The sequence below is a fragment of the Lentzea sp. NPDC055074 genome (assembly GCF_053608005.1).
In genome coordinates, this window is the sequence record NZ_JBSGUQ010000001.1 from 339163 (window position 1) to 365814 (window position 26652).

27 protein-coding genes are annotated in these 26652 nt (G+C 71.0%); 12 read left to right on the top strand and 15 right to left on the bottom strand.

Features of this window, described 5'->3' with window-relative positions; all coding sequences use genetic code 11:
- The first annotated feature begins 51 nt into the window (after positions 1 to 51).
- Both ACWF7A_RS01700 and ACWF7A_RS01705 read left to right on the top strand, forming a co-directional pair.
- Positions 52 to 339: a WhiB family transcriptional regulator gene (locus ACWF7A_RS01700; protein WP_452248461.1), complete on the top strand. Its 288-nt coding sequence runs from the start codon at positions 52 to 54 to the stop codon at positions 337 to 339.
- 26 nt (positions 340 to 365) lie between these two features.
- Positions 366 to 1199: a MerR family transcriptional regulator gene (locus tag ACWF7A_RS01705; RefSeq protein ID WP_452248462.1), complete on the top strand. Its 834-nt coding sequence runs from the start codon at positions 366 to 368 to the stop codon at positions 1197 to 1199.
- Here ACWF7A_RS01705 and ACWF7A_RS01710 read toward each other — a convergent pair.
- The 3 genes from ACWF7A_RS01710 to ACWF7A_RS01720 form a co-directional block, all read right to left on the bottom strand.
- Positions 1196 to 2638, bottom strand: coding sequence for a cryptochrome/photolyase family protein (locus tag ACWF7A_RS01710; RefSeq protein ID WP_452248463.1), 1443 nt, complete (start codon positions 2636 to 2638; stop codon positions 1196 to 1198). The two genes, ACWF7A_RS01705 and ACWF7A_RS01710, sit on opposite strands and share 4 nt — an antisense overlap.
- On the bottom strand, positions 2635 to 3846 hold the full coding sequence (locus tag ACWF7A_RS01715) for an NAD(P)/FAD-dependent oxidoreductase (protein ID WP_452248464.1): 1212 nt from the start codon (positions 3844 to 3846) through the stop codon (positions 2635 to 2637). The genes ACWF7A_RS01710 and ACWF7A_RS01715 overlap by 4 nt, the downstream gene beginning before the upstream one ends.
- A 108-nt stretch (positions 3847 to 3954) precedes the next feature.
- Positions 3955 to 4416, bottom strand: a complete 462-nt coding sequence (locus ACWF7A_RS01720) for a hypothetical protein (RefSeq protein WP_452248465.1) — start codon at positions 4414 to 4416, stop codon at positions 3955 to 3957.
- Positions 4417 to 4644: 228 nt separating this feature from the next.
- Here ACWF7A_RS01720 and ACWF7A_RS01725 point away from each other — a divergent pair, with 228 nt between their 5' ends.
- Positions 4645 to 5232: a histidine phosphatase family protein gene (locus ACWF7A_RS01725; protein WP_452248466.1), complete on the top strand. Its 588-nt coding sequence runs from the start codon at positions 4645 to 4647 to the stop codon at positions 5230 to 5232.
- 87 nt (positions 5233 to 5319) lie between these two features.
- On the opposite strand, the gene ACWF7A_RS01730 is transcribed toward ACWF7A_RS01725, so the two are convergent.
- The 5 genes from ACWF7A_RS01730 to ACWF7A_RS01750 form a co-directional block, all read right to left on the bottom strand.
- Entirely contained in the window at positions 5320 to 6654 is a 1335-nt protein-coding gene (locus tag ACWF7A_RS01730) for a PEP/pyruvate-binding domain-containing protein (RefSeq protein ID WP_452248467.1), read from the bottom strand.
- Positions 6642 to 7238: a transcriptional regulator gene (locus ACWF7A_RS01735; protein ID WP_452248468.1), complete on the bottom strand. Its 597-nt coding sequence runs from the start codon at positions 7236 to 7238 to the stop codon at positions 6642 to 6644. Before ACWF7A_RS01735 ends, ACWF7A_RS01730 begins: the two co-directional genes overlap by 13 nt.
- Positions 7238 to 8314, bottom strand: a complete 1077-nt coding sequence (locus ACWF7A_RS01740; RefSeq protein WP_452248469.1) for a TetR/AcrR family transcriptional regulator — start codon at positions 8312 to 8314, stop codon at positions 7238 to 7240. Before ACWF7A_RS01740 ends, ACWF7A_RS01735 begins: the two co-directional genes overlap by 1 nt.
- 71 nt (positions 8315 to 8385) lie before the next feature.
- Positions 8386 to 8607: a hypothetical protein gene (locus ACWF7A_RS01745; protein WP_452248470.1), complete on the bottom strand. Its 222-nt coding sequence runs from the start codon at positions 8605 to 8607 to the stop codon at positions 8386 to 8388.
- Positions 8604 to 9275 carry a hypothetical protein gene (locus tag ACWF7A_RS01750; RefSeq protein WP_452248471.1) on the bottom strand — a complete coding sequence of 224 codons (672 nt, stop codon included), beginning with the start codon at positions 9273 to 9275 and terminating at the stop codon, positions 8604 to 8606. The genes ACWF7A_RS01745 and ACWF7A_RS01750 overlap by 4 nt, the downstream gene beginning before the upstream one ends.
- Positions 9276 to 9409: 134 nt before the next feature.
- Between ACWF7A_RS01750 and ACWF7A_RS01755 the strand changes: the two genes are divergently transcribed.
- Together ACWF7A_RS01755 and ACWF7A_RS01760 are read left to right on the top strand one after the other, a co-directional pair.
- Positions 9410 to 11365, top strand: coding sequence for a sensor histidine kinase (locus ACWF7A_RS01755; RefSeq protein ID WP_452248472.1), 1956 nt, complete (start codon positions 9410 to 9412; stop codon positions 11363 to 11365).
- The gene (locus ACWF7A_RS01760) at positions 11353 to 11985 is read left to right on the top strand and encodes a response regulator transcription factor (RefSeq protein ID WP_452248473.1); all 633 of its coding nucleotides are present in this window, start codon (positions 11353 to 11355) and stop codon (positions 11983 to 11985) included. The genes ACWF7A_RS01755 and ACWF7A_RS01760 overlap by 13 nt, the downstream gene beginning before the upstream one ends.
- Positions 11986 to 12004: 19 nt before the next feature.
- Here the strand turns inward: ACWF7A_RS01760 and ACWF7A_RS01765 are convergent, their stop codons facing one another.
- The 5 genes from ACWF7A_RS01765 to ACWF7A_RS01785 all read right to left on the bottom strand — a co-directional run bounded on the left by ACWF7A_RS01765 (position 12005) and on the right by ACWF7A_RS01785 (position 19861).
- Complete coding sequence (locus tag ACWF7A_RS01765) at positions 12005 to 14323, bottom strand: DUF7617 domain-containing protein (RefSeq protein WP_452248474.1); 2319 nt, start codon at positions 14321 to 14323, stop codon at positions 12005 to 12007.
- Positions 14324 to 14524: 201 nt separating this feature from the next.
- Positions 14525 to 16885 (bottom strand): bifunctional salicylyl-CoA 5-hydroxylase/oxidoreductase, encoded by a 2361-nt coding sequence (locus tag ACWF7A_RS01770; protein ID WP_452248475.1) that lies wholly within the window; start codon positions 16883 to 16885, stop codon positions 14525 to 14527.
- Positions 16882 to 18468, bottom strand: coding sequence for an AMP-binding protein (locus ACWF7A_RS01775; protein ID WP_452248476.1), 1587 nt, complete (start codon positions 18466 to 18468; stop codon positions 16882 to 16884). The genes ACWF7A_RS01770 and ACWF7A_RS01775 overlap by 4 nt, the downstream gene beginning before the upstream one ends.
- Positions 18469 to 18494: 26 nt before the next feature.
- On the bottom strand, positions 18495 to 19382 hold the full coding sequence (locus tag ACWF7A_RS01780) for an acyl-CoA thioesterase (protein WP_452248477.1): 888 nt from the start codon (positions 19380 to 19382) through the stop codon (positions 18495 to 18497).
- Positions 19379 to 19861 (bottom strand): cupin domain-containing protein, encoded by a 483-nt coding sequence (locus tag ACWF7A_RS01785; RefSeq protein WP_452248478.1) that lies wholly within the window; start codon positions 19859 to 19861, stop codon positions 19379 to 19381. Before ACWF7A_RS01785 ends, ACWF7A_RS01780 begins: the two co-directional genes overlap by 4 nt.
- Positions 19862 to 19901: 40 nt before the next feature.
- On the opposite strand from ACWF7A_RS01785, the gene ACWF7A_RS01790 reads away from it, so the two are divergent.
- From ACWF7A_RS01790 to ACWF7A_RS01800, 3 genes are read left to right on the top strand one after another with little or no spacing between them, the layout of a single operon-like run.
- Positions 19902 to 20318 (top strand): RidA family protein, encoded by a 417-nt coding sequence (locus ACWF7A_RS01790; protein WP_452248479.1) that lies wholly within the window; start codon positions 19902 to 19904, stop codon positions 20316 to 20318.
- 58 nt (positions 20319 to 20376) lie between these two features.
- Positions 20377 to 21240, top strand: a complete 864-nt coding sequence (locus ACWF7A_RS01795; RefSeq protein WP_452248480.1) for a fumarylacetoacetate hydrolase family protein — start codon at positions 20377 to 20379, stop codon at positions 21238 to 21240.
- A 34-nt stretch (positions 21241 to 21274) separates the two neighbouring features.
- Positions 21275 to 22099: a PaaX family transcriptional regulator gene (locus ACWF7A_RS01800; RefSeq protein WP_452248481.1), complete on the top strand. Its 825-nt coding sequence runs from the start codon at positions 21275 to 21277 to the stop codon at positions 22097 to 22099.
- Here the strand turns inward: ACWF7A_RS01800 and ACWF7A_RS01805 are convergent.
- Positions 22096 to 22599, bottom strand: coding sequence for a M15 family metallopeptidase (locus tag ACWF7A_RS01805; RefSeq protein WP_452248482.1), 504 nt, complete (start codon positions 22597 to 22599; stop codon positions 22096 to 22098). The genes ACWF7A_RS01800 and ACWF7A_RS01805 overlap by 4 nt on opposite strands.
- Before the next feature lie 113 nt (positions 22600 to 22712).
- Between ACWF7A_RS01805 and ACWF7A_RS01810 the strand changes: the two genes are divergently transcribed.
- From ACWF7A_RS01810 to ACWF7A_RS01820, 3 genes are all read left to right on the top strand, one after another.
- Positions 22713 to 23057 carry a hypothetical protein gene (locus tag ACWF7A_RS01810; RefSeq protein ID WP_452248483.1) on the top strand — a complete coding sequence of 115 codons (345 nt, stop codon included), beginning with the start codon at positions 22713 to 22715 and terminating at the stop codon, positions 23055 to 23057.
- A 14-nt stretch (positions 23058 to 23071) separates the two neighbouring features.
- Positions 23072 to 23557, top strand: a complete 486-nt coding sequence (locus ACWF7A_RS01815) for a glutathione peroxidase (protein WP_452248898.1) — start codon at positions 23072 to 23074, stop codon at positions 23555 to 23557.
- Between the two features lie 183 nt (positions 23558 to 23740).
- Positions 23741 to 24805 (top strand): lectin MOA-related protein, encoded by a 1065-nt coding sequence (locus ACWF7A_RS01820; RefSeq protein ID WP_452248484.1) that lies wholly within the window; start codon positions 23741 to 23743, stop codon positions 24803 to 24805.
- 222 nt (positions 24806 to 25027) lie between these two features.
- Here ACWF7A_RS01820 and ACWF7A_RS01825 read toward each other — a convergent pair whose 3' ends face one another.
- Positions 25028 to 25879, bottom strand: coding sequence for an alpha/beta fold hydrolase (locus ACWF7A_RS01825; protein WP_452248485.1), 852 nt, complete (start codon positions 25877 to 25879; stop codon positions 25028 to 25030).
- A 123-nt stretch (positions 25880 to 26002) separates the two neighbouring features.
- Between ACWF7A_RS01825 and ACWF7A_RS01830 the strand changes: the two genes are divergently transcribed.
- Complete coding sequence (locus ACWF7A_RS01830; protein WP_452248486.1) at positions 26003 to 26587, top strand: CGNR zinc finger domain-containing protein; 585 nt, start codon at positions 26003 to 26005, stop codon at positions 26585 to 26587.
- Positions 26588 to 26652 lie beyond the last annotated feature (65 nt).

The window sequence follows — 26652 nt, forward strand, 5'->3', positions numbered from 1 at the left end:
TTTTAGGATGGGCCTCCCAACCGAGGTCGACCGCCAGAGGACGTGCTCGTCATGCCTGAACTGTCCCGTCTGCCTCAACCTGTCGCGGAGTCGTGGGACTGGCAGCTCAAAGGTCTGTGCCGCGGCATGGACAGTGCGAGCTTCTTCCACACCCCGAACGAGCGAGGCTCCGCGCGTGACCGCCGCGAGGCCGAGGCCAAGGCCATCTGCCAGCGCTGCCCGGTCATGGAAAAATGTCGGCAGCACGCGCTGGAGGTCCACGAGACCTTCGGCATCTGGGGAGGACTCGGCGAAAGTGAGTTGAGAGCGATTCTCGCGAAACGCGCACGTAGGACGTGACGTACACGCCTCGTGCGGTGGCAGGCATGCTCGGCATCGCCCCCACCACACTCCGCACCTGGGACCAGCGCTACGGCCTGGGTCCCTCCGTCCGCACCGACGGCGGCCACCGCCGCTACGAGGACGCGGACGTCGAAGTGCTGCGCCGGATGGTCGGGCTGACCGCCCAGGGCGTGGCCGCGTCCGCCGCGGCGGTGCTGGCGCGCACGCCGCCGGTCGCCCGTCCCCACAGCCCCCGCACCCCGATCGGCGCCGGGGAGGCCGTCGTCGCGCAACGAGGCCTCCTGGACGCGGCGAGACGTCTCGACGAACCGGCGATGGCCGACCTCGCCGGGAAGCTCCTCGCCACGCACGGTGTCGTCTCCTCCTGGGAGGCGGTGTTCGTGCCGGCCCTGGTCGAGCTCGGCGAGATGGTCGTCACGAGCGGTCAGGGCGTCGAGATCGAGCACCTGGCCAGCGGCAGCGTCCTGCACGCGCTGCGCTCGATCCCGCGGGTGAGCGGTCCCGGGGTGCTCGCCGCGTTGCTGTCGTGCGCTCCGGACGAGCAGCACTGGTTACCGCTGGAAGCTCTCGGCGCCGCACTGTCCGAAGAGGACTGCAGGTGGGGCAACCTCGGGGCTCGGGTGCCCGCCGAGGCGCTGTGCGACGCCGTGGACCGCCTGCGTCCCCGGGTCGTGCTGGTCTGGGCGCACCGGCCGGACCTGGCGCTCCGCGTCCCGCTGGAAGAGCTCGGCACGCGGCCCGGGGTGGTGCTCGCCGTCGCCGGTTCCGGGTGGGAGGGCGTGCCGCTGCCGTCGTCCGTGCACCGGCCGAAGTCCCTGGCGGAGGCGATCGGGGTCGTGCTGTCGCACGTCCGTTAGAAGATCTCGCGGTCGCGTTCCCGCACGCGGACCTCGTCCAGCTCGGAGATGCGGCGCAGGCCCTGCACCGCCCGCGCCATCCGGTGGTTGCCGCTGACCTGCGCCTCGTGCCGGTCGAGCCACGCCCAGTACCCCGCGGTGAACGGGCACGCCCGCTCTCCCGTGCGCCGCTTCGGGTCGAACCAGCACGTGCCGCAGTGGTCCGTCATGCGGTTGAGGTAGGCGCCTCCGCTGAGGTACGGCTTCGTCGCGATCACGCCGCCGTCCGCGTGCTGGCTCATCCCGATCACGTTCACCGGCATCACCCACGGGAACCCGTCCACGAAGGACGTGATGAACCAGTCGTTGAGTTCGGCCGGGTCGTAGCCGCGTTGCAGGGCGTGGTTCCCGAGCACCATCAGCCGTTGGATGTGGTGCACCCAGCCGTGGTCGCGGACGCCTTCGAGCGCGGTCCGCAGGCAGGCGGCGCGCACCGCGGCCGGGCGCAGCTCGGCCCACCACGACGGCAGCGCGGCGGTGGCGCGGAAACCGTTGCGGCGCCGGTACTCCGGGCCGAGGTGCCAGTAAAGGTGCCAGACGTACTCGCGCCAGCCGAGCACCTGCCGGACGAAACCCTCCACGCTCGCCAGCGGCGCGGTGCCGTCGCGGTAGGCGTCCTCCGCCGCGTAGACGACCTCCAGCGGGTGCAGGAGCCCGTGGTTGAGCGGCACCGACAGCAGCGAGTGCGCCATCGTCCAGTCCTTGGCCAGCACGGCGTCCTCGTGCGGGCCGAAGTGCGGGAGGCGGTCGCGCAGGAAGACCTCCAGCGCCTTCAGCGCTTCCTCACGCGTGATGGCGAACCGACGTGGCCCGTCCCGGCCGACCGCGGGCAGGTCCATCGCGTCGAGGTCGGCGCGCACCTGAGCGTCGATCTCGTCCTCTTCCGGCCACCAGGGGGCGGGAACGCCGAGGCGGCCGCGTTTCGGTGGTGGTTCGCGGTTCTCGGTGTCGAAGTTCCACCGGCCGCCGACCGGCTTCTCGCCTTCCATCAGCACGTCGAAGCGGGTGCGCTGGTAGCGGTAGAAGTCCTCCATCAGGAACCGCTCGCGCGGGCCCGCCCACGCGGAGAACTCGTCACGCGACAACGCGAACGCGGGGGTGGGCAGCACCTCGACGCCGAGCTCCTCCAGCATCTGGAGCGCGGCGGCGGAACCCGGCTGGTACGCGACCAGTGGACGGTCCAGCTCACGGATCGCCTCGCGGTAGGTGTTCGCGCGCACGAGGGTGATCCGGTCGGGGAACTCGGCGGCGAGATGACGCATGCCCGACACCACGAGGTGCAGCTTCTGCCGGTGGTAGGGCCTGCGGCGCAAGGCCGCCGCCGACTCGATCATGACGATCTCGTCGTGGCCCTGGTGGAACTGCGGGCCGAGCTGGTCGCCGAACAGCAGCAACGTCACCGGTCACCGCGCAGGTCGGCCAGCACGGCGTGCGCGGCCCTGCGGCCCGAGTGCAGCGCCCCCTGGATCGAGCTCGTGTCCCGATGGTCACCGCACACGTACCGGCGGTCGCCCGCGCGGACGGACTGCTTGAGCCGGTGTGGCGCGGGCATCGCGGGGACGGCGTGCGGGATGTCGTAGCGCCGCAACACCTCCCACCGGCTGGTGTCCGTGCCGTACAAGCGGTTCAGGTGCCGGCGCACGGCCTGTTCGTCGGCGTTCTCGAGCACCGAGGCCTGCACGAGCGGGGCGTGCGGTGAGTACGGGCGCGACACCTCGGACATGACGGCGGTGTTCACGACCGGACCGCCGTTCGCGTCCACCACCAGGCATCCGTCGCGCAACGGGGACCGCGACGGCCGGAAGTACCAGGTGGTCACGCCGTTCCAGCGCGGTTCGGTCAGTCCGGGCAGGAGCCTGGCCGCGGTCGTGCCGTCCGTCGCGACCACCACCGCGTCGGCGGCGATCCGCCCGCCCTCCTCCAGCTCCACCCCGTTGTCGCGCACGGCTCGTACCGCGGTCTCCAGTCGAACGGTGTCCTTCGGCAGCCGTTCCGCCATCGCCTTCGGCAGCTCCCCCATGCCGAGCGCCGGCACCGCGGCACCGCCCTGGGCGAAGCTGCGCCACACCAGGTGGAAGAACCTCGACGACGTGGTGAGCTCCCGTTCCAGGAACACACCGGACAGGAACGGCCGGAACACCGCCTCGACCGCGCGGTCCGACACTCCCAGCCGCCGCAACGACTCGCGCGTCGTGCGGTCCGGCGCGGTGAGCAACGGCCTGACGGGACCGAAGGCGTCCGGACCTGAGAACCGGACGACCGCCGCCACGTCCCGCGCGCTCAGCACGTGCTGGCGCAGGAACCCGTCCCAGGCGGACGGTCCACTGCGAGGATCGGCGAGCAGGTCGTGCCTGCCGTCGTCGTGCACGAACGCGCCCGGCCGGAAGTGCCTGACGGGGAACGGATCCAGCTTCAGGCGCCGCAGTTCGGGATAGGCCGGCAACATGATCTGGAACCCGCGGTCGAACCGCACGCCGTCCTCGACGTCGGTCCGCACCCGGCCGCCGACCTCGTCGCCCGCTTCCAGCACGGTGACCTCGAGGCCCGCCGCGGCCAGTTCGAGCGCGGCGCTCAGCCCGGCCAGACCGGCACCCACCACGACGATCACTACAGTCCTCCAGCGCCGGGTTCCTGGGGTTGTGCTCGTACCGGCTCTCAGGACGACCGTATGGGCGGTGAGAGCAGTCCGCACAACGGCGGGAGAACTTTCCGCGGGTCAGGTCATCTCCGCCTTGGAGATCGCGTAGTAGGCGTCCACAGTGTCACCGTCGACCCCCACGTAGGCATCGATCCAGGCCGCCGCGGCGCGCACCAGCACCTGCAGCGCGTCGAACTGCTGGTCCTCGTCCAACGTCTCCAGCGCCGCCGCGACACGCCGATCGTCACCACACGCCAGCCCGCTCAACACCTCCGAGGCGACCTCGACCGCCTGAGCGGAGGCCAGATCACCCCGCGTGGCCGGCACGGAGACCGGAATGCGGGCGGCCGCGTTCAGCGAGCCGCGCGGCACACCCCGCAACAGGATCGCCGCACACGTGTCGATCGCGACCACCCGCGTCCGTTCGTCCGACACCAGGCACCGCGCGGCGTCGGACGACCACAGGTGATCACGCCTGTTGATCGCGCCCACCGCGGCCAGCGTGAGTTCCCTGGCCTGCACGTCATCGAGTCGGTGCATCGACTCCCCGTCTCCTTCGCGTTCGGCCCCGACTTCTCTGGCCCCCGCACACGGAATTCTGTGTTGCTACAACTACAACTCAGTCATGGTCAAACGACTGTCGCCGCCTTGCATGACGAGTGGCGCGCAGTTCACCCGTCCGCACCAGCGCATTCGAGACCGCTATGCTTCTCGCCTTTCAGATGTTGTTAACATCCGGATGTTGACGACTTTTGGAGAGAGGTCAGGATGGCCACCAGGCACCTCTACGTGGTGCGGCACGGCGCAGCGGACGCGTTCGGCTCGCTGGTCGACACCGGCGAACGCCAGGCCCACCTGCTCGGTCAGCGGCTGGCCCGGTTGCCGATCGACGCCGTGTGGCACTCGCCGCTGGACCGGGCGGTGCGCACCGCGCAGATCCTCGGCTCGCACCTGCCCGGTGTGGTGGTGGCGGAGGCCGCCGAGCTCGTGGACCACGTGCCGCACGTCCCGGCCGACCCGCCACCCGCCTGGGCCGGCTTCTTCGACGGTTATGACGAGGCGGAGGCAGCTTCTGGTGCTGCTCTCGCAGAGGCCCTGACGGACCGCTTCGCGCGGCCGGCCGATGTCGAGTCACACGAGGTGTTGGTGACGCACGCCTATCAGGTGGCGTGGCTGGTGCGACATGCCCTGGGCGCTCCAGAGGACCGGTGGCTCGCCATGAGCTGCGGCAACACCGGGCTGACGGCACTCCAGTTCCGGGAGGGCACACCGCCGGCCTTGATGCTCTACAACGACATGAGCCATCTGCCGGAGGAGCTGCGGTGGACGGGGTTCGGGGCGGGTGCGCGGCCTTGAGCCACGTCCCCGCCTGAGGGCGCGTTGGCGGGAGTGCGGGCAGGGGCAACCCGCCGGCACCTCTCTGCCGTGAGCCCGCCGAACGCCCTACCCCTGCCGAAGCACCACCTGCGCGGCCCGAAGACGCTCGGCCTCGTCCCTCGCGGACCGGTCCCCCGACACCTCATCCGCCCACCCGAGCAACAATCCCAGGCACTCGTCCGCCCCAGAGGTGACCACACGCGGCGAGCCGAGAACGACAACACCGCTGGTCCCGTCGATCGAGACCACCTCGCCCGCCCCGACGTCCCGCCCGGACACCGCCACGGACGCAGGACCCACCACGAGATCGGCCACCCCGACCACAGCGGGCTTCCCCATCGATCGCGCCACCACGGCCGCGTGGCTCGCCGGCCCTCCCCGCGCGGTCATGATGCCGGTGGCCGCCGCGAGGCCGCGGATGTCGTCCGGCGACGTCTCCGGCCGCACCAGCACCACCGGACCATCGGCGGACATGCGCACCGCCTCGTCGGACGTCAGCGCCACCCGGCCCGTCGCCACTCCCGGGCAGACCCCCAGGCCTCGTGCGATGACGTGAGCATCCGAGGAGATCCGGGCTGTGCGGACGTGTGAGAGGTGCTGTGGCGACACGCGCAGCAGTGCTTCCGCGCGGGTGATCGCGCCGCTGCCGGCCAGCGAGGTGGCGAGACGGACGGCGGCGGCGCCGGTGAAGCGGCCCGGACGTACCTGCAGCAGCCACAACCTCCCGGACTCGTACGTGAACTCGACGTAGCAGGCGTCGCGGTAGTGCTGTTCGAGCCGGCGCAGGGCGGCGAGCAGGTCGCGCCAGACCTCGGGTTCGCGGTCCGCCAGCGAACCGAGCGGGTGGGTCAGCGAGCGGCCCGAGACCACGTCGGAGCCCTGGTGTCCGAAGAGGACCTCGCCGAACGGCACGTTCTCCCCCGTGTTCGGGTCGCGGCTGAAGGCCACGCCGGAGCCGCTGTGGTCGTCGCGGTCGCCGAACACCATCTGTTGCACGAGCACGGCGGTGCCCAGGTCGTGCGGGATGCCGTTCAGGGTGCGGTAGGTGCGGGCTCGTGGGGTGTCCCAGGACGCGAACACCGACTTCAGCGCTTCCGCCACAGCGTCAGGGGTGAGGTGCAGGTCGAGGATCGTGTCCATCATGCCGGGCATCGAGACGGCGGCGCCCGAACGCACGGAGACCGACGGCCCCAGGCCTGCGACGGCGGCCGACAGTTCCGAGTGGAGGCCGGCGGGGAGCTTGCCGTCGCGGAGGAACGCACGGCAGGCCGACGTGGTGACGACGACACCCGCGGGCACCGGCAGGCCCAGGCGGTGCAGCAGCACCAGGCCGTGCGCCTTGCCTCCCACCACCTCCGGCGGTTCGTCGAGCGTGGCGGAGAGGTGCCTCACCCAGTCCATCGGGCGATCCCCAGCGTGGCCAGCAGGTCTTCGTGCAGTTCTGCCCAGATCGCGTGGTACGAGTCGATCGTGTCGGCCAGGCGGTCCAGCTCTCCCGCCTGGGCGCGTGTCAGGGCTTCGGACAGGCGGGCCTCGTAGCGCGCGAACCTCGGGGCCGCGGCGGCCAGTGCCGCGATGACGACCGAGGCACGGGCGTGCAGGTCGGCGAACAACGACAGGACTCGGGTGTCGTAGGCGGTGTCGGTGTGGTCGTTGATCGTCGTGACGCCGTCGGCCGCGCGCACCTGCCACGCCGTGCACAGCTCCAGCAGTTCGGGGTTCAGCACCAGGAACGAGTCGAACGCCTCGGCGAGGGCCGGACGGGTGCCGGCGGCCTCCAGCTCGGCCGCGACCGCGGCGGCGTCCGCGGCGCGGCCCGGTTCCGTCAGCGCCCAGCCGCCGAAACCCCGGTGGTGCGTGACCAGACCGGCGACCGCGAGGTCGATCAGCTCCGACTCCACGGCGGACTCCCCCAGGCCCGTGAAGGACGCCACGCGGGTGAGGCCGCTCGTGCCGACGCATCGCAACGCGTGCAGAACCAGCATCACGACGTCGCCTCCCGTCGGCGCGCTCCGGCGGCGTAGCCGGCACCGCGGCCGTGGGCCCGCGCGACGATCCTGTTGCCGCGCACGCTCACCGCGGACTCGGTGTCGTCGCCTGGGCTCGTGACACCGATCGCCGACGCCACCAGCGCGTCGCCGTCGAGCACCAGCCGCACGTGCTGCCAGACCTCGGACGCGTACACCCGCCGCAGACAGCCCACCGCGTCCATCACCCGCAGCCGGACCAGGCGGCCGGTCTCCTCCGGATCACCGGTGACCAAGGCCAGCGTGACCGTCTCGCCGGGTTTCGCGGAGCGCACCGCCTCCTCGGCCGCACCCAGACGCGCCGCGCCCAGCACCACGACCAGGCCGTCACCGAACGAGACCTGCTCACCGCTGATCTGGTCCACAAGGCCCTCGGGCGCGGTCCAGGCGTCGGAGCAGGCCTGCGCCGGAGCGACGTACGGCAGGTGCGGCGGCGCCCAGACGTCCTCCACCTCGATCGAGGCGAGGTGACGGCACGCGTGCGCCACGTCGAACGGGTCACCGAACCCCGGCGACGTCTCGGCCCGGTGGCCCGCACCGGACAGCATCGTCAGCACCAGCTCGGCCAGCCGCACCCGCCGGACCGGCGCACCCCGCTCGAGGGCGACGGCCAGCAGCAACGCCTCCAGCCTCGCCAGCTGTGCCAGCACGGCCGGGCCCCGCTCGTCCTCGAAGACGCCCTCCAGCGACCGCAGCTGCAGCCGCCCGCCCGGCGCCGAGTCGTCGACCAGCGGCAGCCGCTCGAGCCAGACCCTCGCGAACACCCCCAGCGCGTCGATCCGGGACGTCGGCGACACGGACGCCCGCGGCTCCCCCGTGGCGACCTGCTCGACCAGGTCGATCAGCACGGCCAGGTACAGGGCGCGCTTGCTCGGGAAGTTCGAGTACACCGCGCCCCGCGTCAGCTCCGCCCGCTCGGCGATCCGGTCGACCTTCGCCGGCAGGAACCCGTGCTCGGCGAACTCCTCCCTCGCCGCCGCCAGCACCGCGGCACGCGTGCGCGCCTGCTGCTGCACCCGAGTCAGCCGAACCATCGCCACTCCCCGCCGAACGCATTCCAGATGTTCTGAACATCCAGATTACCTCATCGTCCGAAACGAGACCGTCACTCCGTCGCCGGCGTCGCCACGGCGAGCCACGCGAACGGCACCCCGAGCGGCAGCCCGAGCACCGCGCCGATCGCGCCGTAGGTCCCGGACTCGGTGGAGATCACCGCCCGCAGCCCGCCCCGCCCCGCCCCGGCCTGGGACGGGGTGTGCCGGAGCTCGGCTGGACGCCCCGGCACACCGACCCGCTCGCCGACGTCGCCCGCATCCCGCCCCCTCACCCGGCCGCGCGCCAGGCGTGGTAACCGAGCCCGATCGCTCCGGCGGCCATCGGGACGCTGGTCAGCAGGCCCGCCAGGCCGTTGCCGGGGATCACGAACGAGACGACGATGAACAGCAGGAGCACCGGCACCCACCTCGGTACGGCGTGCGAGCGGAACAGTCCCACGCACTGCAGCACGGTGCCGAGCAACACGAGCACGGCGCCGGGCATCAGGAACGCGAACAGCTGGGCCGAGTCGTTCGCCGCCCGGAACACCGCCTCTCCGGCCGCGGCGCCGACGGCCGGGTCGGTCGGGAAGAAGTAGGCCGCCGCCCAGCCCGCTCCCCCGGCTCCCTGCAGCCCGGTGCCGATCCACATGAGCGCGGCACCCCAGGTCGTCCACGCGGCACCGCGGCGCCGGACCAGGAACATCGCCGCCAGCGCCTGCAACGGGATGTTGAGGACCTGCATGGCCGCGAGACCGGTGAGCAGGCCCCACCACAGGTCGCGGCGGACGACGATGTCGGCGTACGAGTAGGTCTCGCCCCCGGCCGCGGGCTCCGGCCAGAGCAGCCCGCCCGCGACCGCGGCGACGGACGTGACACCCAGGACGACCGCGAGGACGGCGACGCGTCCGCGGGTGGAGGTGGCGGCGGTGTCGTGCGCCGCGGTGATGTCGACGGACATGGTCTCTGGCTCCTTCGGTGAGGTTCGCCTCATGCAACCGCCGTGGGGGCACCCGCCACATCGGTGCCGACCCGGTACCGCGTCTCCGTGCTGACACGGAGGCCAAGCCGTCACACCGGCCTTACCCTGGGCCGATGAGGTGGCCGCGACCGGTAGCACCGGGTCTTCTGGGCGTCTGCGCCGTGCTCACGGCGGGCGGCGCCTGGCTCCTCGTCCGCACGTCCCAGCCGGCCCTCGCCTTCGCCGGGCTCGCCGTCCTCGGGCTCGCGATGGCGGCGCTGGGCGTGACGATCGAGCACCGCGTGCGCGCCAACGCCGTCGGCCCGCTCCTCGCCTGGGTCGGCGCGATCCTGGTCTTCCTCGCCGCGCGCGACGTCTACTACCGGGCCTGGCTCGGCGATCCGGGGTCGGTGCCGCTGGACGCCCGTGTGGTCGCGTTGCTCAACGAGAGCGGCTGGTGGCTGCTCGCCGCGGTCGCGTTGCTGCTGCTGCACTTCCCGGACGGCTCGGTGCCCGGCGGACGCTGGCGGGCGCTGCCGCCCGTGATCGTCGTCCTCGCCCTGGCGCAACAAGGAGTGGGCGCGACGCCGAGAGAACCGTTCACCGAACCCATGGAGGGCCTCGCGCACCCGTGGGGGCCGCCGTCCGACGCGGTCCACGTGCTCAGCTACGTCGTGACGATCGGGCTGGTCCTGACGGTGCTGGCGGCGGGAATCTCCCTGGTGGCGCGGTTCCGGAGGTCCACCGGGGTCGTGCGGGCGCAGCTGAAGTGGCTGGCGTTCGCCGGGCTCGCGGTGACGGCGTACCCGGTCGTGTGCCTGGCCGAGATCGTCGTGACGGGCCGAAGTGGTGTTGTGGCAACGGTGTTCGGCGTGGTGACGATCGTCGCGCTGTTCTGCTCGGTCGGCATCGCCATGCTGCGCCACGACCTCTACGACGTCGACCGCGTGCTGGCCGACACCATCAGCTACACGATCGTCCTGCTGGTCCTGGTCGGGGCCTACGCCCTGTCGGCGCTGACGCTGGGCCTGGTGGCGGGCCAGGGCTCCCCCGCCGCCGCAGCCGGTGCCACCGCGATCTGCGCGATCCTGCTGACGCCCGTCCGGCGGCGCCTGCAACGGGTCGTGGACCGGCGGCTCTTCCCCCGCACCAGGGCCGCCCTGCTCGCCATCGAGGACCTGCAGCACCGCGTGCACACCCAGACCGCCCAACCGGAAGAGCTCGAGGAGACCCTCCGCACGGCGTTGCGCGACCCCACGCTCCGGGTCGGTCTGCTGCTGCCGTCGGGCTTCAGGGACGCGAAGGGCGCGGCGGTGGCCGACACCGCGCTGGTCCCGATCACGCTGGGCGGCACGCAGATCGGCGTGCTCACCGCGTCCGGCACCACCCCGGCGGTGCTCAAGGTCGTCGCCACCTCCGCCGCGAGTCTCGTCGAGGTCGCCCGGCTGCGCGGTGAGCTCGCCACCGCCCTGCGCGAGGTGGAGGCGAGCCGCACCCGGATCATCCAGGCGGGCGACGCCGAACGGCACAGGCTCGAACGCGACCTGCACGACGGCGCCCAGCAACGCCTGGTGTCGCTGGGCATGGCGATGCGGCTCGCCCAGCGGCGGCTGCCCACCGGCGAGGTCGACGTGCACGCGCTGCTCGACCAGGGCGTCGCCGAGCTGGCCACCGCCATCGCCGAGCTCCGGCAGATCGCCCACGGCCTGCGTCCCACCAGCCTCGACGACGGCCTGCACCACGCGCTGGCCGCGCTCACGACCACGCTGCCGGTCCCGGTGGCACTGGAGATCATGTCCGAACCGCTGACCGACGACATCGCGATCACCGCCTACTACGTCGCCGCCGAGGCGATCACCAACGCCGCCAAGCACGCGCGCGCCAGCACGATCACCGTCCGCGTCTCGCAGCAGGCGGACGAGGTCAACGTGTGGGTGAAGGACGACGGCTGCGGCGGCGCGGACCCGACGTGCGGGTCGGGCCTCGCCGGGCTGGCCGACCGGGTCTCCGCGCTCGGCGGAACGCTCCGGCTGAGCAGCAGGCCCGGCGCGGGCACCACCGTCCAGGCGGTGCTGCCGTGCGCATCGTGATCGGCGAGGACTCGGCGTTGTTCCGGGAAGGCCTGGCGAGCCTGCTGTCCCACGCGGGCCACGAGATCGTGGGCCGGGCCGCCGACGCCGAGACGCTCGTGGCCCTGGTGGCGCGGACGGAACCGGATCTGGCCATCGTGGACGTCCGGATGCCACCCGGCCTGACGGACGACGGCGCGAGGGCGGCGCGCCGCATCCGCGAGGCCCAGCCCGCTGTCGCGATCCTGATGCTGTCCCAGCACGTGGAGACGAAGCACTCCGTCGACCTGGTGAGCCAGGGCGCGTTCGGTTACCTGCTCAAGGACCGCGTGCTCGACGTCGACGACTTCCTGGAGTCGATCACGCGCGTCGCGGGCGGCGGGTCGGCGCTCGACCCCGAGGTGGTGGGCCGGCTGCTCGGACGGCCCACCACCGGGGCGCTCACCCCGCGCGAACGCGAGGTGCTCGGACTGATGGCCGAGGGCTGCACGAACGTCGGCATCGCCCGCAGGCTCTGGCTGAACGAACGCACCGTCGAGACCCACGTCGGCAGCATCATGGCGAAGCTGGGGCTGGCGGCGAACGTGGAGGAGCACCGCCGGGTGCTGGCCGTCCTGACCTACCTGGCCGAGTACGGCTGATGCCCCTCCACTGACGGGACTACAACGCGCAGAGCAGTGAACACGCCTTCGCGGACGACCACTCGGTGTACAGACGCGTGCCGTTGACCGGCGTGTACTTCGCCTTCGCCTTGTTGGTCAAGGGGAACAGCGAGAGCAACGCGTAGGTCGAGCAGTGGACCACTTTGGACTCACCGGGCTGCAACGTGAACGGCCCGGTCTGGCAGGCCGGCTCCACGTCGTCGACCACGTACGCGTCGACGATCGGGATCGGGCCGTTGTTCGTCACGGTCACCCGCCAGTACGCCGTGGCGAACAGCAGACCCAGAACGCCCACGGGTGCTTGTTTCACCCACGGACCGGCCCCGCCCGCCTTGCAGTGCGAAGGCGTGTACGAGCCGCAGATCTCCTTGTTCACCACCACGTTCGGCATGCACGCCGCACCCGGTGCGACCTGACGTGTCACCGTGTTGGACGAGAAGCCACCGGTGGCGTCGGTGCCGCCCGCGGTGTTGGCGACGGACGTGACCGCGCACTCCGCGGCGACCGTGGTGCGGAAGCACACCTGCGGTGCGTCACCGTTGAACTCGATGGCCAGCGACGGCTGGTTGCCGCCGCCGAAGTCCGCGGCGTTGTTCAGCACGAGCGACGCCGTGACGGTCAGCGAGGAGGCCGTGACGCCGGTCAGGTCGACCGTGCCGTCCGGGGCGAAACCCGGGACGGTGACGGGGTTCCCGCCTCCGTCCACGGCCTTCACGGTGGAGGCGCCGAGGTTCACGTTCGCCGGTGTCACACCGACGAGCCGTGCCTTGGTATAGGTCGTGGCGTGTTGCTGGCCGTCGCAGTAGAACTGGGACGGGGTGATGGACACGGAGGCGCCGCTGCGGACGCAGGGCGACGCCCCCGTGTCAGGATCCATCGAGAACAGCACGCCCGCGTCTCCGAGCCCGAGCAGACAGCCGGTGGGAGCGTCGTAGGCGTAGCCGTAGTCCCTCGTGACGCCGTTGTTGACGGTCGGGTGGGTGACGGGCGAGGACAGTCCGGCGCACGACGTCCCGGTGCTCCAGTCGTGGCAGACGGTCGCACCGGCGGGATAGGCGCCGTTCCAGATGCCGAAGTAGCTGCGCACGCGGTCACCGGTGCGGACGACCTCCGGGGTGAACACCCAGGTCTGGCTCGCCAGCCCGGTCACCCCGTTGGGCAGGGCCGACCCGTCGACGGCGTAGCAGGTGGTGATGTTCGTGGCGCCGGCCGTGCTCGCGCACGCCCCGGTCTCCGCACCCGTCGCACTGTAGGCGGTGAAGGCGTTGTAGGTGTAGTTGGCCGGGGGCCCCAACGGCTTCGGGGAGGGCCAGCCCGCGCACGTGCTCGTCGTGCCGGGGTCGAAGCAGCCCATCGTCGGGGTGCCGCTGTTCATGTTGGACGACGAGGCGAACAGCTTGCCCCCGGCGACGGCCAGCGCGCCGAGGTAGTAGTTGCCGTGGTTGGTCAGGGGCACGATCGGCGCGTAGGGCTGGCCTCCGCAGGCGCTCTGCGTGGAGGGGGTCCAGCACACCACCTGGCCGGTGTTCGCGACCCCGTAGAGGTTTCCGCCGATCTGGACGAGTCCGGCCATCTCGATCGTCTGCCCCGCCCGGTTGATCAGCGGCCAGTAGCCGCAGTTGCCGGGAGCGGCGAGGTCGAGGCAGCCGACGCCGAGCGACCCGGGCGTGGTGGCCGAGTAGTACACGCGGGCGGGGTTCGCCTGGTCGCGGACGTACTGCGCCGCAAGCGGACTGGCGATGTCACCGGTGGCACCCGAACCGAACGGCCCGGCTGTGGTGTTGAGCGGTTTCGGCCACGGACCGCCCGCGCACGACGCGTTGGTCGTGAGGTCGATGCAGACCAGCTTCGGGGCGGTGAAGGTCGCGTGGTGGTAGACGTTCCACGACTGCAGGCGGCCGTCGGGCGTGCGCTGCAGGATCGGGATGAAGCCGTCACCGCCGGTCGAGCTCGCACTGGCCTGCACGGGCGGGGTGAGGACGCTGGACAGGGCCTTGCCGCCGTTGCGCACGTTCGGATGCGTTGCGGTGACGGGGTTTCCCTCGGTGCCGGTCCAGCCCGGCGGTACCTGCAGCGAGCCGGCCAGGAGGGTCTGGCCGGCGCCGATCGGGTCGGTGATCGTGGCGGGGCCGTTGGCACCGTTCGAGTAGGACACGACCCAGGAGGCGACGTCTCCGTGCGAGGCGGGATCGGACACGCCCTGCACGGACTTGGTGAGAGTGGACACGGGTGGCTGGGCGGCCACCGGAACAGCGGCGGTGAGCGTGCTGCCGGCGAGCACGCCCGCTAGCACCAGCGCCGGCACACGTCTTCGCACGAGCGAGATCCCTTCAACGGCGGTGTGTTCGGGAGACAGACCGCCGACGCTAGGGACACCGGCCGGGCTCCAAACACCCCCTCACCCGCGTGCACGGGAGGTCTGCCCCATCAGACCAATGCGTGGGCCCTGAACATGTGACCTGACAGGAGATTCCAATTCATAGCCGAATGAAGTTTCACCTGAACGCCACGGAAATGCCTATGCGAGAAGCGAATGCTCCCGGTGCGGGGTCCAGCGCAGGTGCACGTTCCGGTCCGGCGGGTCGGCCCGCAGCAGCGACAACCGCGGCCGCACGGCGTCGGTGCGCGCGGACGGCGGCTTGCGGCTGCCCGCGCGGAACTGGACAGGCCACTCGGCACCGCGGTACTCCTGCTCGGCCGCCGCGTGCAGCGTCCAGTGCGGGTCGTAGAGGTGGGTGCGGCCGATCGCGCACAGGTCGGCGCGCCCCGCGAGCAGGATCGAGTTGACGTCGTCGTAGGACGCGATGGCACCCACCGCGATGACGGCGGCACCGGTGACCTCGTGACGGATCCGGTCCGCGAACGGGGTCTGGTAGCTGCGACCGTACGCCGGGCGTTCATCCGCCGTGACCTGACCAGTGGACACGTCGATCGCATCAGCGCCGTGAGCGACGAACGCGCGGGCGATCTCCACCGCGTCGTGCTCGGTGTTGCCGCCGTCGACCCAGTCGGTCGCGGAGATGCGCACGATCATCGGGCGCTCGGCCGGCCACACCGCGCGGACGGCGTCGAACACCTCCAGCGGGTACCGCAGCCGGTTCTCCAGCGACCCGCCGAACTCGTCGGTGCGCCGGTTCGACACCGGAGAGAGGAACGAGGACAGCAGGTAGCCGTGCGCGCAGTGCAGTTCGAGCAGGTCGAATCCCGCTTCGGCGCCCCGTTGCGCGGCCGCGACGAACTCCGCCGTGATCCGGTCCAGTTCCTCGCGGGTCGCCTCGGCCGGGACGGGTGATCCGGGCCCGTAGGGCAGCGGGGACGGGCCGACGACGTCCCAGCCGCCCTCGGGCAGTGGCTCGTCCATGCCCTCCCACATCAGGCGGGTGGAGCCCTTGCGGCCGGAGTGGCCGAGCTGCAGGCCGATGCGGGCGGTGCTCCGTTCGTGCGCGAACGCCACGATCCGCGCCCACGAGTCGCGTTGCCCGTCGGTCCACAGGCCGGTGCAGCCGGGCGTGATGCGGCCCTCGGGCGAGACGCAGACCATCTCGGTCATGACCAGTCCCGCGCCGCCCATGGCCTTGGAGCCCAGGTGGACGAGGTGGAAGTCGCCGGGCACGCCGTCGGTCGCCGAGTACATGTCCATCGCCGAGACGATCACGCGGTTCTTGAGCTCCAGCCGCCCCAGGCGGAACGGCTGGAACATGGCCGGGGCGGTGGTCTCGAGCCCCTGGGACGCGGCGAAGGCGGCGTCCACGCGGTCGGCGAACTCCGAGTCGCGGGTGCGGAGGTTGTCGTAGGTGATCCGGCGCGAGCGCGTGAGCAGGTTGAAGCAGAACCGGGTCGGCTCCTGGTCCGCGTACATGCCGATGTTCTCGAACCACTCCAGCGACGCCTGCGCGGCGCGTTGGGTGGACTCCACGACGGGACGCCGTTCGGTCTCGTAGGCCGTCAGCGCGGTCTCGACGTCGCGGTGTTCGTGCAGGCACGCGGCGAGGGCGAGCGAGTCCTCCATCGCGAGCTTCGTGCCCGAACCGATGGAGAAGTGCGCGGTGTGCGCGGCGTCGCCGACGAGGACCAGGTTGCCGTCGTGCCACCGTTCGTTGCGCACGGTGGTGAAGCTGAGCCACTTCGAGTTGTTGGCGAAGACCTGGTGGCCCGCCAGCTCCTCCGCGAACAGCTCGCGGACCCGGTCGACGGCGCGTTCGTCCGAGACGCCCGGTGCGAACTGCTCGGCGGTGTCGAAGCCGGCGCGGCGCCAGACGTCCTCGTGCATCTCGACGATGAACGTGGAACCCGTGTCGGAGTAGGGATAACCGTGGACCTGCATGGTCCCCCACGGCGTGTCCTTGATGAAGAACTGGAACGCCTCGAAGACGCGGTCCGTGCCGAGCCACATGTACTTGTTGTGCCTGCGGTCCACAGTGGAGCGGAACACGTCCGGCGACGACTGCCGCACCAGCGAGTTCACACCGTCCGCGCCGACCACCAGGTCGTGACTGGCACGCAGGTCGCCGACGGGCGGTGCGGGCGTCGAGAAGTGCACGGTCACGCCGAGGTCGCGGCACCGCTGCTGGAGCAGGTGGAGCAGCTCCTTGCGGCTCATCGCGGCGAACCCCTGCCCGCCGACGGTGTGACTCTCGCCGCGGTGGTGGACGTCGATGTCCGTCCAGCGCGCGAACCGGCGGGACATGGCGTCGGCGAACTCCGGATCCGCGTTCTCGATCCCGCCGAGCGTCTCGTCGGAGAACACCACGCCGAAGCCGAACGTCACGTCGGACGCGTCGCGTTCCCAGATGGTGACGTCGTGCGCGGGGTCGAGCTGCTTCATCAGCGCGGCGAAGTACAGGCCCGCCGGGCCACCACCGACGACAGCGATCTTCACGCCGGCACCTCCTCCTCGACGATCTTGCGGAGTGCGAAGCGCTGCAGCTTGCCGCTCGCGTTGCGGGGCAACGAGGTGCGGAACCGGACCTCGCGCGGGTACTTGTACGGCGCGATGGTGCGCTTCACGTGGTCCTGGATCTCGCGGGCCTTGGCGTCGCCGCCCTCCACGCCCTCGCGCAGCACCACGAACGCGCAGACGACCGACCCGCGTTCGTCGTCGGGCTTGGCGATGACGGCGGACTCCAGCACGTCCGGGTGGGTGTCGATGGCCTCCTCGACCTCGGGGCCGCCGATGTTGTAGCCGGAGGAGACGATCATGTGGTCGCTGCGGGCGTGGTAGTGGAAGTAGCCGTCCTCGTCGCGGTGGAAGACGTCGCCGGTGACGTTCCAGCCGCCCACCACGTAGTCCTTCTGCCGTTCGTCGTCGAGGTAGCGGCACCCGACGGGACCGATCACCGCGAGCCGTCCCGGTTCGCCCGGCCCCAGTTCCTCGCCGTCGGCACCGAGCACGGTGGCCCGGTAGCCGGGCACGGGCCTGCCGGTGGAACCCGGCCGGATGTCGTCCCCCGCCGCGGAGATGAAGATGTGCAACAGCTCCGTGGCACCGATGCCGTCGATCACGCGCAGCCCGAGCCGGTCGTGCAGCCGTTGCCAGGTCTCCCTCGGGATGTGCTCGCCGGCCGACACCGCGGTCCGCAGCCCGCCGAGCTTCGCCTCGACGCCGTCGCGCAGGATCGCCTTGTACGCGGTCGGCGCCGTCGCGAGCACCGTGACCCCGTTCTGTCGCACGAAGTCCGCGATCTGGGCGGGTGTGCCGCCCTCGGTCAGCAGCGCGCACGCACCGGCCCTCAACGGGAACACGACGAGCATCCCCAGGCCGAACGTGAAGGCGAACGGGGCCGTGCACGCGACGACGTCGTCCTCGCTCAGCCGCAGCACGTGCCGGCCGAACGTGTTGTCGATGGACAGGACGTCGCGGTGGAAGTGCGCGGTGATCTTGGGTGACCCGGTGCTGCCGGACGTCGGCGCGAGCAGCGCCACGTCGTCGGCGGCGGTGTCCACGGCGGTGAACTCCCCCGGTTTGGTCGCGGCGAGCACCTGGAGGTCGTCGTAGTCCACCACGGTCAGCGACGTCAGCTCCTGGACGTCCTCGGTGAACCGCGGGTCCACGAGCGCGAGGGACGGGCGGGTCCGCTCGACGATCGGCTGGAGCTCCCGGGCCCTCAGCGCGGCCATGGTCGTCACCACGACACCGCCCGCCTTGAGGACGCCGAGCCACGCGGCCACGGTCCACGGGTTGTTGGGCGAGCGCAGCAGAACACGGTGCCCCGCGACGAGACCCAGGTCCTCGACCAGCACCCGGGCCACCTGGTTCGCACGGGTCCGCAGCTCGCCGTACGACCAGACCTCGCCGGCGGGGGTGCGCAGCGCGGGCCGGTCGGGGCCGAACCGCGCCACCGGGACGTCGATGAGCTCGGTGGCGGCGTTGAGCCTCGCCGGGTACTCCAGTTCGGGCGTCGTGAACTCGATCGTCGGCCACAGCGCCGAGGGAGGTAAGTGGTCACGGGCGAAGGTGTCCATGGTGGGGTCCTTCCGCGGGCGGCGGGTCAGGAAGCGCGAATCATGCCCTCCTGGGCAACGGTGGCGAGGTGGAGACCATCGCGGGTGAAGAAGCGGCCGTACCCCAGGCCGCGGCCCTCGTCGGCGGCGACGGCCTCCTGCACGTAGAGCAGCCAGTCGTCGACCGGGCCCGCGCGGTGGAACCACATCGCGTGGTCGAGGCTCGCGGTGACGAGGCCAGGCCTGGCCCACGGCAGGTCGAGCACGCGCAGGACCGGTTCGAGGATCGTGTAGTCGCAGACGTAGGCCAGCGCGGCCAGGTCGCGCTGGGCGCCGGTCAGTCCGTCGACGGGCCGCAGCGGGTCGAACGGCTTGATCCACACGGCCTGGTGCGGCACCTTCTCACCCTCGACCGCGAGGTAGACGGGGCCGGGCACGTGCCGCATGTCGAAGCTGCGGCCGCCCGACCAGTAGGCCTTCGACTCCTCGGTCATCGTGCCGCCGGAGCGTTCGGCGAGGAGGTCGGCGGTGCTCGGCAGCGCGTCCGGGCCGGGTAGCGCGGCGGTCTCGGCCTGGAAGCTGCCTCCGGGTTCTCCCGCGGCGAAGTTCGCCAGGCAGACGTAGAGGCACTTGCCGTTCTGGTAGCCGCGGACCTGGCGCGTGCTGTACCCGCGTCCGTCGCGCAGCACCTCGACCTCGTACCGCACCGCGGCGCCGATGTCGGCCGGGCGCAGGAAGTAGCTGTGCATGGAGTGCAGCGTCTTGCCGTCGGTGACCGAGCGCATGGCGGCGGCCGCGGCGGCGGCGACCAGGTCCCCGCCGTAGGCCTTGGGCCACGGGCAGGGCTGGGTGACGGCGGTGAAGGCGAGGTCGAAGTGCTCCGGCTCGGCCTTCTCCAGCGCGATGGCGTCGGTGAAGATCCGGGAGGTCGTCATCGGGTCAGCCAGTCGCGCAGGTCCTCGTCCGGCACGTCGTCGAGGTTCACGACGATGTTCTCCGGTGTCCGCGTGGTCATCCACGTGAGCGGGTTGTTGCGGTCGAGGTTGCACTCGATGTGCGGCATGAACGGGGGCACGAACACCCAGTCGCCCTCCTCCATGTCGAGGTAGTCCTCGAACTTCTCGCCGAAGTAGATGCGCGCGCGGCCGGACAGCACGTACCCGCCGGTCTCGGCCTCGCCGTGGTGGTGGGTGACCGAGCGGTAGCCGGGTTCGTTGGTGACCTTGCCGAACCACAGCCTCGTCGCCGGGGTGTGCTGGATGCTCACGCCCGAGATCCGGATGGCGCCGCCGGAGTTCGCGGTGTCCGGGTTCTCGGCACCGCCGCGCGTGACGACCGGCGCGACCAGGCCGCTGGGCAGCCGGTACATCGAGTTGTCGCCGTCGAGCTGGTACTTGCTCAGGTCGGGCTCCATATCTCGTATTCTTCACGACCGTCAGATAGTGTCAATACTCATGAGGCCAGCAGCAGTGAACCCGGCCAGCCTTCCTGCGCCGAGCGGCTACTCCCACGGCACCCTCGCCGGCACCACCCTGTACCTGGGCGGACAGACCGCGCTGGACGCCCAGATGAAGATCGTCCCCGGCGGCATCGTCGAGCAGTTCCGCCAGGCGTTCGGCAACGTGCTCACCACGTTGCGCGCGGCCGGTGGCGAGCCGGAAGACCTGGTCAGCATCACGATCTACCTCACCGACATCCCGGACTACCAGGCCCACGGCAGGGAGATCGGCAAGGTGTGGCGCGAGCTCGCCGGACCGGTATACCCGGCCATGGCGGGCATCGGCTGCACCGCGCTGTGGCAGCCGGAGGCGCTCATCGAGATCCTCGGCGTCGCCGTGATCCCCGAAGAGCGGCTGGTCAGGCCGAGCTGAATCGATAGCGTATTCATGATCTACGAAACGTGAACGCGATACCCGAGGAGGTCGGCGGGTGAGGCTTGCTTCTGTGACGGTCGGCGGTGTGCGGCGTGGTGGTGTCGTCGACGGGGAGTCGATCGCCCTGCTGTCGTGCACGGTCGACGAGGTCGTGCGGGGCGCGCCGGTCGAGACCGGTGAGGTCCTGCCGTTGACCGAGGTGCGGCTCGAAGCGCCGGTGCACCGCTTCAACCGCGACGTCCTGTGCACCGGCTGGAACTACTGGGACCACTTCGACGAGTCCGCGGGCAAGCGCGAGGGGCAGGACCCGGTCTCCCGCCCGTTGCGGCCGACGTTCTTCACCAAGGGCCCGGACACGGTCATCGGTCCGTCCGACCCGATCGCCTACGACCCGGCGGTGTCCCAGAAGTGGGACTACGAGGCCGAGATCGCGATGGTCATCGGGCGCGACGGCCGGTCGATCCCGGAGGAGAAGGCACTGGACCACGTGTTCGGGTTCCTCGTCGCGAACGACGTCTCGCAACGGGACCTGCAACGCGCGCACGGCGGCCAGTGGCTCAAGGGCAAGAGCCTCGACGCCACGATGCCGCTCGGCCCGTGGCTGACCACGACCGACTCCGTCGATCTGACCGGCATGCGGGTGCAGTGCGAGGTCAACGGCGTGCTGCTGCAGGACGCGTCGAGCGAGCAGATGGCGTTCTCGTTCGCGCGGATCATCGCCGAGCTCAGCCAGGGCATGACCCTGCGCGCGGGCGACGTGATCCTGACCGGCACCCCCAGCGGCGTCGGCAACGCCCGCGAGCCTCAGGTCTTCCTGCGCGACGGCGACGTCGTCGTGACACGGGTCAGCGGCCTGGGCGAGCTGCGCAACACCGTCACGCTGACCGACCTCGGCGGGCCGGGCGTTAAGCTCGGCTGATCAAGGTGAGGAGAGGGCACTGAACGTCGCGAACATGACCGTGGAAGCGGCGGCTCCCGCCGGGCGCGACCGGCTCGGCCCGCTCATCATCACGATCTTCGGCCTCTACGCGCGCGGCGAGCACAACTGGCTCTCCGTCGCCTCCGTCGTCCAGCTCATGGCCGACCTGGGCGTGGAGGGCCAGGCGGTGAGGTCGTCGATCTCGCGCCTGAAGCGCCGGGGCGTCGTCCGAGCCGAACGCCGCGACGGCGCCGGCTACGCGCTCGCCGAACCCACCCTGGAGACACTGGCCGAGGGCGACACCCGCATCTTCGAACGCCGCCGCGCCACCGCCGAGGACGGCTGGCTGGTCGTCGTGTTCTCCGTGCCCGAGTCCGAACGCGACAAGCGCCACGCCCTGCGCACCAGCCTGACCCAGCTCGGCTTCGGCACCACGGCCCCCGGCGTGTGGGTGGCGCCCGGCAACCTCGCGACGGAGACCCGCCGCACCCTGGAGCGGCGCGGCCTGTCCGAGTACGTGGACATCTTCACCGGCCGGCACTTCGCGTTCGGCGACCTGCGCTCGAAAGTGCGCGCGTGGTGGGACCTCGACGAGCTGACGGACCTGTACGCCGACTTCCTGCGCCGCCACCGCCCGTTCCTGGACGCCGGCATCACCTCACCCGAGCAGGCGTTCCAGTCCTACGTCCCGATGCTCACGGCGTGGCGCCGCCTGCCGTACAGCGACCCGGGCCTGCCCCTGTCGCTCCTGCCGCCGGGCTGGAACGGCGTCACGGCCGAGGCCCTGTTCGAGGAGCTCAACACCACTCTGAGCGCACCGGCCCGCGAGCACGCCCTGGCCGTGATCCACGGCCGTTAGCCGGCGTTGCCCTGCGGCTGCGGACACTGCCCGCCCGGCGTCGTGAGCAGCTCGAAGTGCCACATCTCGTTGGCGTAGGCCTGGCACAACCCGTAGTCCGAGCCGTGCTGGATGAGCCAGTCGTCGGCGTTGGTGGGCCCGATGTCGATCGCCTTGCCCGTGACGTGCGCCGACTTCTCCGGCGGGTGCACCCACCGCCGCGCCTCCTCCTCGCTGCGGTACAGCTCGATCGCCTCGTCGAGCAGCCGCTGCTGGTACTCGGCGCTGCGCCAGCCCGACGTCACCCGGAACTCGACGCCCTTGAGCTTCGCGTCGGCGGCGGCCTGGCGCATCGCCTGGAGCAGGCCGGGGTCGAGGTTGGCGATGGCGGCGTGCTCGTCGTCGTCCAGCGAGATGGTCTCGTTCTTGGGGATGCTGCCGTCGCCGGTCATCTTCACCTGCGTGCTCTGCTCCTGCGGGGGCGCGGGTGTGCAAGCCGTCACCATCGCCAGCAGGAGCACTGTCCAACTTCCTTTACGTGCCACGGAATCGAGCCTTCCGGAGCGATGTCCCCGGACGGCCAGCGGAATGTTCTCGTTGTGCAACGAACCGTCGACTGCGTAGAACGGTGATCATGAGTTCCCGGATCACCGTGTGCCGAGGCTGCTGCTGCGGCACCGCGCGCAAGCACCCCGAGGTCGACCACGACTACCAGCTCGAGGTTCTGCGCGAACGACTCCCCTCCGTGCTCGTGGCCGACTGCCTGGACGCGTGCGAGGCGTCGAACGTGGTCGTCGTGCGGCCCAGCCCCGCCGCCCGTGCCGCCGGGGCACGGGCGGTGTGGGTCGGGTCCGTGCTGGACGACGAGGCGCTGGAAGGCGTGATCGACTGGGTCGACGCGGGCGGGCCGGGGATCGCCCCCGCACCGCCCTCCCTCGCCGGACTGATCGTGCCCGCTCCGGGTGGGCAGAAGAAATGAACTACGTTGGCGGCATGGAGATCTACGACATCCCGGTCCGCACGCTGGCGGGTGAGCCCGGTGACCTCGGCGCGCTGCGGGGCAAGGTGGCGCTCGTCGTCAACGTCGCCTCGCGCTGCGGCCTCACCCCGCAGTACGCGGGTCTGGAGCGGTTGCAGGCGAAGTACGGCACCGAGGGCTTCTCCGTGGTCGGCTTCCCGTGCAACCAGTTCATGGGCCAGGAGCCGGGCACGTCCGAGGAGATCGCCACGTTCTGCTCGGCGACGTACGGGGTGTCGTTCCCGCTGTTCGAGAAGATCGAGGTCAACGGCCCCGGTCAGCACGCCGTCTACCAGGAGCTGACGCGGCACGCGGACGCCGACGGCACGGCCGGTGACGTGCAGTGGAACTTCGAGAAGTTCCTCGTCTCGCGCGACGGGCAGGTCATCGGCCGGTTCCGGCCGCGCACCGAGCCCGAGGACGCCGCCGTCACCTCGGCGATCGAGGCCGCGCTGCGATAGCACTGCTTGACCGGGTCAAGAAGGCGCGGCCAGGATTTCACCCTGCGGCGACACACCTCCGGGTGGTGTGCCGGACCTCCGTGTCGCGCAGTCGCCCCTTGTCCCACCCATAGATATCTTGTCGGGCCGTGGCGGCCGGCGGACCGTTGAGCGGGTCCAAACCTTCTCCGATCCGAGGCCGCCATGACCATTCTGCGCATCACCCCGACCGAGACCACCGAGCTGCTCGTGCCCGCCCAGCGGGAGCCGCACGCCGATCCGGGTGACCTGCTCGCCGGACACCTGCACGCCCCGAGAAGAGGCGAGAGCGCGGTCGGTCCCGCCAGAGGCGAGGGCCCGGTCCTCTCGCTGAGCGAGCCGATCCCCGCCGACCAGCTCGACCCCAACACGCCGTACGTCGTGCAGGACTCGTACGGACGGGTGCTGAACGTCCAGAACGCGGGAAGCGGCTCGTGGGAGTGGGCGTACTTCGGCGCCTACGACAGCTACTGGACCGACGTGTTCCCGCTGCAGTTCTCCGGGAACCCGGTCTCCACGCCCTCGTCGATCACCATGCAGGCGCGCTCGTGGCCGCTGCACTCGAACGGCACCGCCACGTCGTGGGAGTACGCGTTCTGGGCTCCGTCGGACTACGGCACCGGCTATCCGGTGATGTCGCTGACCGCGAAGGCCGCGCAGACCAACCCCGACGGCTCGCAGTCCTACACCATGTCGTGGAACAACAACGGGACGACCATGACGCTGTGCTCGGACTCCGGTTCGTGGAACTGGGCGTACGTCTCGAGCTCGCACTCTGCGGCCATGGTCACGTTCCACAAGTTCTACGTGCAGCAGAAGAAGCTGAACGGCCTGTTCAGCGCCGCGTGGCCCGGCGCGAGCTACGACCTGAAGCTCAACACCGGCGACCTGTTCTACCAGGCCGTCACGACCGCACAGGCGATGTCGACGTACCAGAACTCCGGGCTCGCGAAGTACAGCTGGAAGGCCAACTACTTCGACTGCGACGACTTCAGCTACGTCTACAAGGGGCAGTCGTCGAAGGACGCCTACGCGGCCGCCCCGGAGTACGGCTACGCGGTCGGCATCATCTTCGGCACGACGAAGAGCAGTGCGCACGCCGTCAACGTCTTCATCGACACCAGCGGCACCGTCCAGGTCATCGAGCCGCAGAACGGCCAGATCTGCCGCGGCAAGGACTGGAAGGACTCCACCGGCGCCGGGTACTCGCCCTACTTCATCCTGATGTAGACGGTCGTGGTGCCGCCCTGCGCCCCAGGGCGGCACCACGAAGTCAGGTGGCGACGGAAGCCCTGCAGGCGCTGACGGGTGTGCCGGTGCCCGCGACCTCCGCGGCGACGAACTCCTCGAACCGCGCCTCGTCGACCAGCGACCTGTCCACGCCCACCACTGTGGACGGCCCCGCCGTGCCGTTCTCGCGACGGGACGTGCCCGCCCGGCTGCAGCGTCAGGTCAGGCGAAAGTCTTCGCCAGCACCGTGTTCACGTGATCGGCGATCTCGTCGGCCGCCTCCTCCAGGGCGAAGTGGCCGGTGTCGAGCAGCACCACCTCGGCGGAGGGCACGTCGCGGCGGTAGGCCTCGGCGCCCGCGGGGACGAAGAACGTGTCGTGACGGCCCCAGACCGCGAGCACGGCCGGCTGCCGGTCGCGCAGCCACGCCTGCCAGGCCGGGTAGCGGGTGATGTTGTTCTGGTAGTCCCACAGCAGCGACCTCATGTAGTCGGCGCGGCCGGGCAGGTCGAGCACGTGCTGGTCGGCCAGCGCCTGCTCGGGGTCGATGTGCTCGGGGTCCTTCGCGCCCGCGAGCCACTGGTGCCGGGTGCCGTCGAGGCTCACGACCCAGTCGATCGCCTCCTGATCGGACGACCGGTCCTTCCACCAGCCGTCGAGGCCCTGCATGTCGGGCCCGAGCCCCTCGACGTACGCGTTCCCGTTCTGCGTGATCACGGCCTGGACGCGCCGGTCGTGCTCGAGGGCGACGCGGAAGCCCACCGGGGAGCCGAAGTCGAACATGTAGACGGCGTAGTCGCCGATGCCGAGCAGGTCGATGACCTCGCCGGTCACCACGGCCAGCCGGTCGAACGTCGGCTCGCCGGGCAGCGGGTCGGACGAGCCAAAGCCGGGGTAGTCGATGGCGACGACGTGCCAGGACGAGGCGAGGCGGTCGATCAGCCGCACGTAGGCGCGGGTGCTGGACGGATAGCCCGGCAGCAGCACGATCGTCGGCCGGTCCGCGTCGCCTGCCTCCCGGACGAAGACCTTCAGGCCGTCTACCTCGACGTGGCGGTGGCGGATCGCGGGCATGTCGTTCTCCTCAGGTCGTCCTAATGGATAAAACGACCGTATACACGTTAGATCTGACGGCGCAAGCTCGTCCGACGAGAATCTGCTAACGTCTCAATCGGCACTCGAACCGTTAGGAGAGGCGTGGCCACGACACTGACCCAGTTCCAGGCGGCGGGCTTCCCGATGGGTGGTGAGCCGCTCGTCGCGCTCGACCTGGTGGACACGCAGGCGCTGTGCCTCGACCCCGTCAAGGACCTGATCGCGGACGAGACCGGCCACGCGACTTGGTGGTCGCTGGAGGCCGACCGCCTGCCGGACGCACCGCCCCCGGCGATGGGCGCGACCCGCCGGCTGCGCGCACTGCTCCAGGACCTCTTCGAGGCCCACCTGACCGGACGCACGCCGGACCCGTCGCGGATCGCGGACCTCAACGCCGTCGCCGCCGCGGTCCCCACCAGCCCCCGGCTCGACGGCTGGGGCGCCGGGGCGCGCGCCGAGGTGCGGTGGCACGACGACTACAACGGCCACCCGGCGCTCGCGGCGATCGCGGGAGAGGCGATCCGGCTGCTCGCCGACCCCGAGCGGCTGGAGAAGCTGAGGGCGTGCGCCAACCCGGCCTGCTCGATGATGTTCCTGGCCGAGAACCGCCGCCGGGTCTGGTGCGCCGCCAACGTGTGCGGCAACCGGGCCAGGGTGGCCCGGCACTACGAGCGCACCCGCTCCTAGGCGCTGTCCTGCAAGTCTCGTTGAGCGACAGTGGCGGCCGAGGGACCCGGAGGCGGCACCGCCGC

Bases quoted from the DNA above. Each gene is read 5' to 3' on its own strand.
- ACWF7A_RS01700 (WP_452248461.1), top strand. From the start codon at position 52: ATGCCTGAACTGTCCCGTCTGCCTCAACCTGTCGCGGAGTCGTGGGAC.
- ACWF7A_RS01705 (WP_452248462.1), top strand. From the start codon at position 366: ATGCTCGGCATCGCCCCCACCACACTCCGCACCTGGGACCAGCGCTAC.
- ACWF7A_RS01720 (WP_452248465.1), bottom strand. From the start codon at position 4,416: ATGCACCGACTCGATGACGTGCAGGCCAGGGAACTCACGCTGGCCGCG.
- ACWF7A_RS01725 (WP_452248466.1), top strand. From the start codon at position 4,645: ATGGCCACCAGGCACCTCTACGTGGTGCGGCACGGCGCAGCGGACGCG.
- ACWF7A_RS01730 (WP_452248467.1), bottom strand. From the start codon at position 6,654: ATGGACTGGGTGAGGCACCTCTCCGCCACGCTCGACGAACCGCCGGAG.
- ACWF7A_RS01735 (WP_452248468.1), bottom strand. From the start codon at position 7,238: ATGCTGGTTCTGCACGCGTTGCGATGCGTCGGCACGAGCGGCCTCACC.
- ACWF7A_RS01740 (WP_452248469.1), bottom strand. From the start codon at position 8,314: ATGGTTCGGCTGACTCGGGTGCAGCAGCAGGCGCGCACGCGTGCCGCG.
- ACWF7A_RS01750 (WP_452248471.1), bottom strand. From the start codon at position 9,275: ATGTCCGTCGACATCACCGCGGCGCACGACACCGCCGCCACCTCCACC.
- ACWF7A_RS01755 (WP_452248472.1), top strand. From the start codon at position 9,410: ATGAGGTGGCCGCGACCGGTAGCACCGGGTCTTCTGGGCGTCTGCGCC.
- ACWF7A_RS01775 (WP_452248476.1), bottom strand. From the start codon at position 18,468: ATGGACACCTTCGCCCGTGACCACTTACCTCCCTCGGCGCTGTGGCCG.
- ACWF7A_RS01780 (WP_452248477.1), bottom strand. From the start codon at position 19,382: ATGACGACCTCCCGGATCTTCACCGACGCCATCGCGCTGGAGAAGGCC.
- ACWF7A_RS01785 (WP_452248478.1), bottom strand. From the start codon at position 19,861: ATGGAGCCCGACCTGAGCAAGTACCAGCTCGACGGCGACAACTCGATG.
- ACWF7A_RS01790 (WP_452248479.1), top strand. From the start codon at position 19,902: ATGAGGCCAGCAGCAGTGAACCCGGCCAGCCTTCCTGCGCCGAGCGGC.
- ACWF7A_RS01800 (WP_452248481.1), top strand. From the start codon at position 21,275: ATGACCGTGGAAGCGGCGGCTCCCGCCGGGCGCGACCGGCTCGGCCCG.
- ACWF7A_RS01810 (WP_452248483.1), top strand. From the start codon at position 22,713: ATGAGTTCCCGGATCACCGTGTGCCGAGGCTGCTGCTGCGGCACCGCG.
- ACWF7A_RS01815 (WP_452248898.1), top strand. From the start codon at position 23,072: ATGGAGATCTACGACATCCCGGTCCGCACGCTGGCGGGTGAGCCCGGT.
- ACWF7A_RS01820 (WP_452248484.1), top strand. From the start codon at position 23,741: ATGACCATTCTGCGCATCACCCCGACCGAGACCACCGAGCTGCTCGTG.
- ACWF7A_RS01825 (WP_452248485.1), bottom strand. From the start codon at position 25,879: ATGCCCGCGATCCGCCACCGCCACGTCGAGGTAGACGGCCTGAAGGTC.